The 11,430-nt window shown below is 70.5% G+C and carries 8 protein-coding genes and 1 pseudogene; 1 reads left to right on the top strand and 8 read right to left on the bottom strand.

Annotated elements, in window-relative coordinates; genetic code table 11:
• Window positions 1–123 precede the first annotated feature (123 nt).
• The 8 genes from G4D87_RS24025 to mglB form a co-directional block, all read right to left on the bottom strand.
• Window positions 124–1,467 carry an AgmX/PglI C-terminal domain-containing protein gene (locus G4D87_RS24025; RefSeq protein WP_163784541.1) on the bottom strand — a complete coding sequence of 448 codons (1,344 nt, stop codon included), beginning with the start codon at window positions 1,465–1,467 and terminating at the stop codon, window positions 124–126.
• A gap of 4 nt (window positions 1,468–1,471) precedes the next feature.
• Entirely contained in the window at window positions 1,472–1,747 is a 276-nt protein-coding gene (locus G4D87_RS24020) for a hypothetical protein (RefSeq protein WP_163784540.1), read from the bottom strand.
• Window positions 1,748–1,754: 7 nt separating this feature from the next.
• Window positions 1,755–3,230, bottom strand: coding sequence for a tetratricopeptide repeat protein (locus G4D87_RS24015; RefSeq protein ID WP_163784539.1), 1,476 nt, complete (start codon window positions 3,228–3,230; stop codon window positions 1,755–1,757).
• On the bottom strand, window positions 3,227–6,559 hold the full coding sequence (locus G4D87_RS24010) for a tetratricopeptide repeat protein (RefSeq protein ID WP_240358543.1): 3,333 nt from the start codon (window positions 6,557–6,559) through the stop codon (window positions 3,227–3,229). The genes G4D87_RS24015 and G4D87_RS24010 overlap by 4 nt, the downstream gene beginning before the upstream one ends.
• Entirely contained in the window at window positions 6,559–8,988 is a 2,430-nt protein-coding gene (locus tag G4D87_RS24005) for a tetratricopeptide repeat protein (protein ID WP_163784537.1), read from the bottom strand. The genes G4D87_RS24010 and G4D87_RS24005 overlap by 1 nt, the downstream gene beginning before the upstream one ends.
• Before the next feature lie 11 nt (window positions 8,989–8,999).
• Complete coding sequence (locus G4D87_RS24000) at window positions 9,000–9,692, bottom strand: dihydrolipoamide acetyltransferase (protein ID WP_163784536.1); 693 nt, start codon at window positions 9,690–9,692, stop codon at window positions 9,000–9,002.
• 121 nt (window positions 9,693–9,813) lie between these two features.
• Window positions 9,814–10,401, bottom strand: coding sequence for a gliding-motility regulator Ras-like GTPase MglA (mglA, locus tag G4D87_RS23995; protein WP_002637269.1), 588 nt, complete (start codon window positions 10,399–10,401; stop codon window positions 9,814–9,816).
• Between the two features lie 11 nt (window positions 10,402–10,412).
• Window positions 10,413–10,892: a gliding-motility regulator GTPase-activating protein MglB gene (gene mglB, locus G4D87_RS23990; RefSeq protein WP_002637270.1), complete on the bottom strand. Its 480-nt coding sequence runs from the start codon at window positions 10,890–10,892 to the stop codon at window positions 10,413–10,415.
• Between the two features lie 326 nt (window positions 10,893–11,218).
• On the opposite strand from mglB, the pseudogene G4D87_RS40285 reads away from it, so the two are divergent.
• Window positions 11,219–11,430: pseudogene (locus G4D87_RS40285) on the top strand (hypothetical protein); the annotation flags it as partial.

Below are 11,430 nucleotides of genomic sequence, written 5' to 3'. Positions count from 1 at the left end.
GTCGGCGGTCCTCCGCCTTCAACTTCACCTTGATGGGCGCCGCCTGCTTCCTTGCCGTGGGCTTCATGAGCCACCCCCTCATACAACCAGCGGCTCATGCCTTAACTTCGCGCAGTCTGAGGACTAGCCCGCCGGCGCGAAGACGAAGGGGTAGGAAACGGCTGTCTCGTCGTCGGGTTTGAAGGGGAACACCCAGCTGCGGATGGTGGTGCGGATGCAGCTGCCCACCGCCTCGCTGCCCAGGGTGTTCTCCTCGATTTCAATGTCCCCGGCGCGGCCGGACGTCTTGATGGTGAAGCGCACCACCACCTTGCCCTTGAGGCGGGGGTTTCGCTTGAGCTCCTTCTCGTAGCAGCTCTGGATGGCGGCCTTTCGCGCGCGGACGTAGCGGGCCAGGGCGTCGCGGTCCACGTCGGAGCTCTCGACTTCGGGCGTGGCGTCCTGCACGCGGCCCCTCACCACCGCCTCCTTCTTGTCGCCCAGGTCCACCTTGCCGCCGCCCTGGGTGCCGATGGCGCCGATGTCCGTCACCGTGCCCGCGCCGCCGCCGCGAGGACCGCCGGTGGCGCCCACGGAGGCCTCGCGGGCCACGCCCACGCCGCCCGCGCCCGCCAGGGCCTCGGCGATGTCACCGCCGCCACTGGCACCGCCCAGCACGTCCGCGAAGGCCCCCTGGCCGCCGCCGCTGTTGGAGCCCAGAATCTTCAGCAGGCCCTTGCCGGAGACCTTCTTCACCACCTCCGCGCGGCGCTGCTGGGCGGCGTCACCCGCGGGCTTGTCCTGCGCGGGCGTGTCCTCCTTGGGCGCGGCATCGGGCGTGTCGCTCCTGGGCGCTTCCGCGGCGCCGGTGTCCGCCGGCTTGAGGGCCTCCACCGGGCGCTGGGGGATGATGGCGCGCACGAAGCGGTCATCCAGCTCGTCCAGCTCCAGCTCGGCCACCTGCGGCGTCTCCGAGGTGATGATGAGCGCGGCGCCGGAGAAGTGGACCAGGAGCGAGGCGGCGAGGATGCCGAAGAAGACGCGGTCCATCGTCTTCCATCGGCTGACCATGACGTCCGCGGGCAGCACCGGCTTCGCCTCGTCGGGCGGCGGCGTGACGAACTGGAAGAAGAGGGTGGCGTCCCCCAGCTCCACCTTGCCGCGCGCGCTCTCCGGCAAGGGCAGGACGTGCAGGTCGCCGCGGCGGGTGGCCAGGCCCTGCGCGCGCAGGGCTTCGAAGTCCACGTCGGATGAGCCCAGGTTGACGCGGCCCTTCATGTCCGGCGCGATGACGAGCTGGAACTGCTGGTTCTGGTTCTCCAGCAGGGCGAAGCGGGCGGGGCGGCCCTCGGTGGCGGGCAGGACGATGGTGTTCTTCGCGTCGTGGCCGATGGTGACCGCTTCGCGGCGGACGTGGTGCTCTTCGACGATGCGGCCGTTCTGGATGACGCCGACGCGGAGCAGCTTGTTCTGCGAGGTGGCGGCCATGGGACTAGAAGGGTTCCTGTTCCACGCTCTTCTCGACCTTGGGCACGAAGCTCTCGGTGCGGCTGAGGTCGTCGAAGCTCAGGTTGGAGCGCTGGAGGATGTACATGGCCTGGGGCTTCTGGATGCGGCCTTCGACGGTGAGGGCTTCCAGGCGGATGACTCTGCGCGGGGCCTTCTTCGGCGCCGCGGCGCCGCTGCTGGACGAGGAGGCCTGACTGGCGTCCTGGGCCAGCACGGGCGCGGCGGCGAGCAGCACGATGAGGGCGAAGGCGGAGCGCATGGCGGATTCACTGGGCGTCGGTGGTGAGTCTACCCGAGCCGGTGGGCACCGGGGCAGCGGACGCGCCGTCCGGTGACGGTGCCGGGCTGCTGGGGGCGGAGGTGGTGGAAGGTGAGGCGCCAGGCGCCGCGACGCGCGTGCCTGGCTCCGGGTTGGACACCGTGGGGGCGGGCGGTGTTCCCTCGGGCGGCGTGGCCTCGGCGGCTTTCTGCGCCTCGGCGGCCTTGCGGAGCTGGTCCTTCTGCTCGCGCTCCAGCCGCCGCTCCTCGCGCTCCATGAGCTTGCGGGCGTCCTTCACGTACTGGGGGATGCGCTCATCGCGTCCGCCGCGCGCCTGGTAGTTGTCGAAGTGGGTGAGGGCCGTCTTGTAGCGCTTCAGCGTCTCCATCCCCGGCGGCTCCACGTCGAGGTAGAGGATGGCCAGGTTGAAGTACGCGTCCGCGGCGCCCGGCATCAGCAGCAGCACCTGTTCATACTCGGCGCGGGCCCGCGCGAAGTTGCCCTGGCCCCGGTGGGCGTTGCCCAGGTTGAGGCGGGCCGACGCGAAGTCCGGCGCGGCGCGCACCGCGGCCTCCAGCTCGGTGACGGCGGCCGCGTAGTCCTGGGCCTCGTTGAGCATGGCGCCGAAGTTGTTGCGCGCCTCCGCGAAGTCCGGCCGCAGCCGCGCGGCCGTCTTGAAGGACTCCAGGGCCTGGGGGCGCGCGTCGAGCGCCAGGGACACCAGCCCCAGCGCGTTGTGCGTGGCCGCGTCCTTCGGGTCGATGGCGCGGGCGTTCTCCAGCACCATGCGCGCCAGCTCGTGCTTGCCCTCGCGGTAGTAGACCTGCGCCAGCACCTGCATGGCGCGCACGTGCCGCTCGTCGCCCTTCAGCGCCTGCTTGGCCTCGGCCGAGGCGCCCGCGTGGTTCTTCGCCTGGAGCAGGGTGATGGCCAGCGCGGTGCGCAGCGCCACCGACTCCGGCTGGGACGACAGCCGCTCGCGCAGCTCGGCTTCCAGCTTCGCCGTGCGGCCGGTGCGGCCATACAGGCGCGCCAGGCAGTCCCACGCGGACTGCTGTTCGGGGGCCGCGTCCAGCGCCTCGCGGTAGGCGCGCTCCGCGTCCGCCGTCTTCCCCAGCCGCTCCTGGACGATGCCCAGGTTCGTCCACGCGTAGTCCAGCTTCGGGTCCAGCTCGACCAGGGTGCGCAGCGCCGCTTCGGCCGCGGTCAGCTCTCCCCGGCGGGCAATCTCCACCGCCTCGACGAAGTCACGCTCGGGGCCGCGCGGCGCTTCCGGGCGGGGCAGGGGCCGCGATTGCGGCTCCGCGGCGGCGCCCGCGTCCGGCGGCGTCGCGGCGGTGCCCGCGTCCTCGGTGGAGGCTGCCTTGTCGGGCGTTGGCCGGGTGACGGCGGGGGTGGTGGCGCACGCGGACAGCCAGAGGCTGGCGGCCAGCACCCCGGAGGTCAGCGCGCGGGCGCGGGAAGGACGCGGGCCAGGACTCACTTCGTTGCCTCCCCGGACAGGCGCGGGCCCTCTTGCGGCGTGGAGCGCACGGGCCCGGTGAGGCTGCCCACCAGCCCATCCGGATAGGTGGCGTCCGCGGCCAGCTCCTGCTTGGGCTCCTTGAGCACCGGATACTCCTTGGGCCGGAAGCGGTTGAGGGACTCCAGCGTGCGGCGCGTCCACGCGTTGTTGAGGCGGTTCTTCCGCGCCTCGGCCAGCGTGGCGGCGTAGCTCTCCACGGCGGCCTCTTCCAGCGAGGTGGTCTGCTGGACCAGCGCGTCCTGGTAGACGACCACCGCCTCCTCGCCCATCCGCTTCACCTCCACCGGGACGGGCGTCTCGATGATGGTGTTGGCGAAGCGCTCCAGCGCGTACCCCCGGCGGTAGAGCGCGGCCAGCGTCCACTCCAGCTGCTTGTACGGGTAGACGCGCGCGTACGCGGTGTTGACGGCCTTCACGCCGTTGCGCTTCGCCGTGAAGCTGCGCTCCAGCGCCTTGCCCTTGCCGCCAATCTTCAGCTTGTCGAACTTCTGGAACTCCAGCTCGGCCAGCTGGAAGCGGCTGTAGGCGGCGGCATCCGCGGCCAGCGGGTGCGTGTCCGGCTGGAGCTTGCGCCGGTCGAACTCCGCGGCGGAGCGCTCCCAGGCGCGCTGGGCCTCGCGCGTGCTGCCCAGCTTCTGGTGGGCGTCGCCCATGCGCCGGTGCGCGTCCACCACCAGCTCCACCTGGCTGGACCGCGAGGCGAACTTGCGCACGAACTCCTGCAGCGCGCGGACCTCTCCGCGGGGGTTGCCCTGCTTCGCGTAGATGATGGCGGCGCGGTACTGATTCTTCGGCGCGTCCTCCGCCTTGGGGAACAGGTCCGAGTAGCGCATGAAGGCGGCGGCCGCCTCCGGGTAGCGCTGCTGGCCTTCCAGCAGGCGCGCGGCGTTGAAGAGCGCGGCCTCCCGGTCCTTCGAGGCCGGGTAGTCCTTCACCAGCTTCTGGTAGCTGACGACGGCCTTGTCGAAGTCGTAGGAGTTCTCCGCGTTCACCGCCACGCGGAACAGCGCCCCGCCCGCCAGCAGCGACGACGGGTATTCGCGGTAGATGCGCTCGTACAGCTTCAGCGCGGAGTCGAAGCGGCGCGTGTTCTCATTCGCCACCGCGGCGTTGTTGAGGGCCTTGTCCGCGAACTCGTGGCGGGGTGACTCGTCCACCAGCTCGATGTACTTCGCCGCGGCCTCTTCGTACTTGGACTCGGCCATGAGCTGGTCGGCGAGCTTGAAGCGGCCGGCGAGCTTGAACTTCACCAGCTGCGCGTGCAGGTCGCTGGACGGGTCGATGACCTTGTCGTTGCTGGCCAGCCGCGCGCTGACGGACTCCACGCTCCGCCAGTCCTCGTCGATGAGGAAGGTCTCGATGGTGAGGTTGGTGGCGTAGCGGGCCACCTCGTGGCTGGGGTACGCCTGGATGATGGCCTCGAAGCGGCGGCGCGCCTCGGGGAAGTCGTCGTGCGAGTAGTACAGCTCCGCGGCCTGGTAGGCGATGCCGGGCGCCTTCTCTCCGGCGGGCAGCAGGGCCACGTAGGCGTCCGCGGCGGCCACCAGCTTCTGCTCGGTGGGCGCGAAGGGGCGGGGCTTCACCGCCTGGCCCTGGGGCCGCTCCGTCGAGCGCAGCGTCCTGGACTCCGGCACCGTGCCCGCCTGGAGGTCCAGCGTGAGCTGCTGCTGCCACGCGAGCACCGCGTTGAGGGCCGCGTCCGGGCGGTGCTTGTTGGCCGCGTCCGTGTCGCGCACCTCTTCATAGACGCGCGCGGCGGCGGCGAACTGGAAGGCGTTGTAGAGGCACTCCGCGTAATAGAAGCGCATGTCGCCCGCGCTCTTCGTCCGCGGGAAGCGCTCCAGGTACGTGCCATACGCGCGGGCGGCGACGTCGAAGGCGCTCCGGGCCTGCTCGAACTTGCCCTCCTGCTTGAAGACCAGGGCCTGCTGGTGGTGGTAGGTGGCGCTGCCGTACAGGCTGCGCTCGACCAGGGTGTTGGCGCGGGTGATGGCCGCCGTGTCGCCCTTGTTCTTCTCGTGCCAGGCGCCGCCGGGCTGGTAGAGGTTGGCCAGGGCCTCGGACTCGGCGAAGGACAGGCCCAGCAGGCGGTCCCGCTCGTAGGCCTGGACGATGCGCTGCTGCACCAGGGGCGCGTCCGGTGCGTCCGGCGCCTTCTGCAGCACCCGGCGATAGGCCTCGATGGCCGGCGCGTGCTTCGTCTGGTCGAAGTAGACGTTGCCCAGCCGCTGGTACACCTCGGCCTCGTAGGGGCGCGGGCCCCGCTCCGCGAAGAGCGCGTCCGCTCGGGCGATGCCGCCCCAGGTGTCGTCCGCCAGGGAGATGGCCACGTACTGGAGCGCTTCCTCGCGCAGGTCGCCGCCGGCCGTCGCGTCGCCCTTCGCCACGCGCTGGGCTTCGTAGAACTCCACCAGCGTCAGGAAGGACGCCACCGCCGGCTCGAAGCGGTCCATGCGGTAGTACGTCCAGCCGAGCTTGTAGAGCGCCTTGTCGTAGAGCGGGTGCGAGGCGTCGCGCGTGGCGGCCTCGTAGGCCCGCGCGGCCCTGGGCAGGGCCTGCGGGTCCTCGTAGTTGTCGAACCAGTACTCGCCAATGCGCACCCAGGACTCGGTGGCGAAGCGGCTCTGTGGGTAGCGGGCGATGAGCTGCTCGTACGCGTGGAGGCTGTCGTCGTACTGGTCCTGCTTCTCCAGGCAGTAGGCCAGCAGGTACCAGGCGCCGTCGTTGAGGCGGTAGTCCGGGAAGGTGGCCAGCAGCTCGCGGTAGAGCGCGATGGACGGCGCGTAGTCCACGCGCGGCTCGGTGGGGAACTCCGCGCCCGGGTCCTGGTCGTGCGCCTCCAGTCGCTCCGCGTAGTCCCGCATCGCCAGCAGGTGGTCATCTGACGACCGCTCGTAATAGAGCTCCGCCAGGCGGAACATCACGTCCGGCGTGAAGCGCGGCTCGGCGGGGTAGCGGCGCAGGAACGCCTCGAACCGGGCGATGGCGTCCAGCCGCTCGCGGCGCTCCTGGGCCTCCAGGTCCTTGATGCGCTTCTCGTAGGAGGCCGCCAGCGCGCCACGCTTCTGCTCGTAGCGCTGCTCCACCAACTCCTGCACCTCGCGGTGGAACTCACGCGACTCGGACTCGTAGAGCTCGAGCGCGCTGCTCACCTCCTGGAACAGCGCCTCCTGCTCGGGCGTGCGTCCCATGCCCTGGAGGTAGGGGGATGCGGGCGCGGCGGGAGCCTCCGCGGCGGACGCGGGGCCCCCCAGGGCGAGCAGCGCGGCGAGGAGACGGGCGCGCATCACTCCTTCACCTCGGACAGGACGTCCTGGAACTCGGCGTCCAGCTCGCGCAGGGCCTCGTCCTTCTGCGCGGAGAGCGTCTGGATGGCCGTCGTCTTGTCCTGCTTCTCGTTGAAGGCCACGTCCACCACGCCCACGTCCGCCTTGAGCACCAGGTCGTAGAACTGCTGCCGCACGCGGCGGATGCTGTCGTAGGCGATGCGGCCCACCAACTGCCGGGCGTCACCGGACACGGTGGCCACTTCGGCCTCGTAGCGCTTCAGGAGCTGTTGCTCGGCCACGACCTTCTCGCGGATGACGCGGCCCTGGCGCTCCAGCCGCTCGCGCACCACGGCCCGGGCCGCCGTCACCCGTCCGCGCAGGACGTCCAGCCTGCCGCGCGCGCCCTGGGTGCGCCGCAGCGTGGCCAGGACCTCCGCGTCCGCCCGGGGCTCCGCCTGGCGCAGGAGCGCGTGCTCGCGCCGCAGGGAGTCCGCGTAGGCGGTGCGGATGGCGTGCTCGCCGGCCAGGGTGGTGTCCACGGCGTTGCGCTCGTCCGCCAGCCGCGCGCGCGTGGCGGTCAGCTCCGCCTTGAGGTCCTTCAGCGTCTGGACCTCCCCCTGCAACTGCACCAGGAACTCGCGCTCCTCGTCCGGAGGCGTCTGCCGGAGCGGCCGCGAGTCATCCACCCACTTGCGCACCGAGGCGGCGATGGCGTGGAGCGACTGGAGCTCGACGTCGAGCCGGTGGGCCTCGCGGTCCACCGCGTCCACGCGCCGCTGCATGCGCTCGCGGCGGTCCTCCATCGCCTTCAGCGAGGTGGGCAGCGCGGAGAAGCGGCGCTCCAGGGCCTCGCGCGCCTGCCGGGCCTGCGTCAGCCGCGCCACTTCATCGGGCGTGAGCACGCCCTGCATGGCGAGCGTCTCCACCCGCACCAGCTCCGCCTCCGCCTGGGTGAGGGAGGTGTCGACCGCGTCCGCGCGCGCGTTGACTTCCTGCAGCTCCGGGAAGGTCTCCAGGCCGCGCGTGTCCAGGGCGTGGAGGATGCGCTGGGCAATGGCCGCGGCCTCGCTCCGGCCCCGGCGGCCGCTGTCGAGGTCCTCCACCAGCCGCACCGCGTCCGTCACCTCGCGCTGCGTGGTGGCGTACTTGAGCACCAGGTGCGGCAGCACCGTGCGCAGGTCCAGCGGGCCGTCCGCGCGCACCAGCAGCCGGTCGAAGTACGCCACCGGGTCGCTGTGCGAGCCCAGCAGCGCGTCCACCTGCTCCCTGGGGGGCTGGAAGGTGTCGATGACGTGGGTATAGGCGTCGGTGGCCTCGTCGTACCGGCGCAGCTTCTGGAGCAGGTTGCCCTGGAGGATGCGGCCTTCGGCCGCGAGCTGCGAGTCGGGCGCCACCAGCAGCAGGATGTCGATGGCGTTCTTCGCCTGCTGGTAGTGGCCCTGGCGCACGTGGACCCAGGCGGATTCGTAGAGCGCGTCCGGGAAGGACTCGCTGTCACGGGGCACCTGGCCGTAGCGGTCCAGCGCGTCGTCGAAGCGGCCCGTCTCATACAGCAGCCGCCCCAGCGACATCAGCGCCAGCTCCCGCACGCGGAGGGCTTCCTCCTCCGGCGTGGGCGCGGCGCGGCGCGGGCCCGTCCTGCCCGGAGCGGCCTGCGCGGCCTGGTCGGAGAGGGGGGTGGCCAGCTGCTGGAAGCGGGTGATGGCCGCGGGCAGGTCACCTTCCTGCATGGACAACACGCCCAGGTGGTAGGCGGCCTGGAGCCGGAAGGCGCCGTCGGGCGCCTGCGCCAGCGGCGTGAAGGCGGCGCGGGCCTGGGCGATGCGGTCCGCGGGCGCCAGGTCCGTGCGCCGGAACAGCCACTTCGCGTGGACGTAGGCCGCCTCCGGGGGCAGCGCTCCGCCGGACAGCGCGCGGGCCTGCGCCACGTAGGCCTCGACACCGTCGAAGTAGTTGAGGCGGCCGGCCACCGTCAGGTAGCGCGACAGGGCCTCGCGGTAGTGGCCGGAGGTGGGGGGCAGGGCCAGCAGCTCGCGCAGGTACAAGCGCGCGCCAATGAAGTTGCGCTGCGCCAGGAGCGAGTCCGCCAGGTAGAACAGCGCGTCCGGATAGCGCGGATGCGGGCGGAAGCGTGGGTCGCTCACCAGGTCGTAGAAGAGGACGGACGCCGCCGGCCAGTCGCCCAGCAGGTAGTGGATTTCGCCGTCGGAGAAGCGGCGCGCGCGGGCGTCGTCGTCACTGGGCTCGGCGCGCTGGGTGAACTGCGTCTCCACGAAGTGGAGGCTCTCCTCGATGCCGAGCAGCCCCGTCTCCACCGCGTCGAGCCGCGGCGACAGGTCCCGCGCGGTCGGCGGGGGCGCGGGCACCTGCGCGGGCTGGGCGGAACGGACGGCCGCCGGCCCCAGCAGGGCCGCCGCGAGAGCGAGGGCACGGAGAGACGCGTTCACCGTCTGGCCCTCTACTGCCCGGGAGTGGAGCGGGTGACGGGCGGCGGCGCGGCCTTGCGGCCCGACTCCCGCGCGACGGAGACGTCGTAGCGCACCGCGGGCCGGTCCTTCAGGTCCGTGGTGATGCCGCCCTGCTCGTAGCCCACCACGTGCACGGTGGACGTCTTCCCCGGCTCCGAATTGAAGGTGTAGCTGGACTGCACCTTGAACTTGTAGCCCTCCAGGTAGCTGAACACGCCGTAGCCCTTGCCCCGGTACACGAGGCGCACGGCGAGCTGGTGCTGCCCGGGGACGATGCGGCCGTTGAAGACCTCGAAGCGCTCGCGCTTGCCCAGGTCCGTCTGGCCCTCTTCATCCACCTGCGTGTAGACGGGCGCGCCGTCGAGCGCGTACGCCACGGACTCCAGCTCGAAGGAGCCGCCCATCTCGTTCTTGTGGACGATGACGGCCCGGGCGCCGGTGGAGACGTCACCGCCCAGCACCGTCTCCTGCAGCAGCAGCAGGCGCGCCTTGGAGCGGTAGATCTTCTCCTTCAGGTCGACGACGTTCTCCTCCAGCGTCTTCACGCGGGTGTCGAACGCCTCGTCCGCGGTCGCAGTGGCCTGCGCGGAGGGAGGAGCGGCGGCGGGCTCCTGCGCGAGCGCCGGCCCACAGAGGGCGGCGCCCAGCAGGGCGAGGAGCGGGAAGGGGGCGGCGACACGCACGGTACGACCTCAGTGGGCAGACGGTCCGACCTGACGGCAAGGGAGGACATAGCACCCTTGCCTGTAGGACGTCTTGCCACGCCGTGGGCGGGGACCGGGGTCGCCCGCCTGGGCGCTTGCTTCAACCACCCTTCTTGAGCTCGGTGAGCACGAGCTTCGCCACGGCCTTGAGCGTGTCGAACACGCCCACGCCCGTGGGAGCCACGGCCTGGTACTCCGGGATGTTGCGGGGGTTGAGCGCCTTGCGCATCTCCTCCACCGTCACCGCGTTGGGCAGGTCGCGCTTGTTGTACTGGATGACGTACGGAATCTTGTTCAGGTCGTAGCCCTGCTCCGCAAGGTTGATGCGGAGGTTCTCGAGCGACTCCATGTTCGCTTCCATACGCTCGATCTGACTGTCTGCCACGAACACGACACCGTCCACGCCCTTGAGGATGAGCTTGCGGCTGGCGTCGTAGAAGACCTGACCGGGCACCGTGTACAGGTGGAAGCGCGTCTTGAAGCCGCGAATCTCACCGAGCGACAGCGGCAGGAAGTCGAAGAAGAGCGTGCGGTCCGTCTCCGTGGAGAGGGAGATGAGCTTGCCCTTCGTCTCCGCGGCGGTCTTGTTGTAGATGTACTGAAGGTTCGTCGTCTTCCCGCAGAGCCCGGGCCCGTAATAGACAATCTTGCAGTTGATTTCGCGGGATGAGTAATTGATGAAGGACATGGCTTCCCGGGTTACTCGCTGAAGAGGTTGTCGATATCGTCGTCGGAGATCTCGGCGAAGGGCGACCCAGCTCCAGGACTGTCCGTCTTCTTCACCAGGCTCTCGAAGATCTTCGTGAGCTCGTCGCTGGCCTTCTTGATGCGAAGGCGGACGAGGCCGAGGCTGGTGCGGTTGTCGAAGATGACGACCAGCACGACCCGGCTGCCGACGATGGTCATGTACAGCGAGTCCTTGGCCCCCTCGTGGAACTGGTTGGGGAACTCGTTCTCCCCAATCAGCTTGGCCAGGCCCCCCATCGCCGCCACGTTGCCGGCCGTCAGCGAGGCCAGTGACGTGGTGTCGATGTTCTGCGTCTGACCCGCGGAGGAGATGAGCTGCCCGTTCTTGTCGACGAGGAAGACCACCTTCGCGTTCGCGTCCTTGGTAAGCCGGTCGCAAACGGCGTTGATCTTGGTGAACTCCTCTTCGTACATCACCAGTTGCGTGCCCATGGGCGTATGCGCTCCTCAGCGTTCGCTCGTCCCGCTCATGGCGACGCTCCGATGTTTCTAGAGTGAATCCACGAGGTTAGACGAGGCGCTACCGACCGTCAGGATGCTTAGCAAAGCGTCTCCACTCCAGCAAGAAGCCTTCCGCTTCCTGGAAGCGGTTCCGTGCCCGTTCCCATGCCCTCCGGACGCCCTGTGGGGTGGAGGCCACGGATCCGCACCCTGAGCGCGAGGAGGTGGAGCGGGCCTGGTCCACGGAGTTGGGGGCCTTCCCGGCTTTCTCTATACTCCGCCGCGTTTTGCCGCTCCCGCTTCTCCCGCGTTGCTCCGTGGCGCGCCTGGCGCTGGTGCTCCTCGTCATGCTGGCCACGCCCTCCGCCCACGCGGAGGTGGTGGCCGAGCACGCCTCGTTGCGCCTTCGCTACGGGCTGTCCCTCCGTGACGGCCGTCAGGCGGATGTAGGGCCCGGGCTCACCTATGAGGGCTTCACGCCGAACGACGTGGCGGCGGTGGGCACGGCGTGGCTGGGCACGTCCTGGCT

The organism is Myxococcus vastator (genome assembly GCF_010894475.1).
In the GTDB taxonomy this organism is placed as follows: Bacteria; Myxococcota; Myxococcia; order Myxococcales; family Myxococcaceae; genus Myxococcus; species Myxococcus vastator.
This window is presented reverse-complemented; position numbering and strand designations above follow the sequence as displayed.